This is a genomic window from Magnetococcus sp. PR-3, assembly GCF_036689865.1.
Taxonomy (GTDB): Bacteria; Pseudomonadota; Magnetococcia; order Magnetococcales; family Magnetococcaceae; genus Magnetococcus.
The window spans coordinates 1-277 of sequence record NZ_JBAHUQ010000111.1 but is presented as its reverse complement, the minus strand read 5'-3'; the positions used below and the strand labels follow the sequence as shown (position 1 = coordinate 277).

Here is a 277-nt window from a genome sequence, read left to right as displayed (position 1 = left end):
GTCGATCGTTCAGAAGCTCGTTTGAGTAATGGGTTCCAAGGTTGATTCCTGGGATGACATGAAGGTCTGTATCCAGAAAAGCAGCCAAAGAAGCCTCAGCTTCTTCAGAATGAGGCGGAGGTTATAGCCAATCCCTGAAATTAGGGCATTCAACTGGTCACCGAGCACACCTCGGAGAAAGTTTCTATCCAACCGGCCCTCGCTTTTCAGGTGTCCAATGACCGGCTCAATGGCATTGCGCCGTTTCAACTCCTTCTTGATGGTTGGCGTTATGCCG

The 277-nt window shown here is 50.2% G+C and carries 1 pseudogene; it reads right to left on the bottom strand.

Features of this window, described 5'->3' with window-relative positions:
- Positions 1-9 precede the first annotated feature (9 nt).
- Positions 10-277, bottom strand: a pseudogene (locus tag V5T57_RS20760) (IS5/IS1182 family transposase); the annotation flags it as partial.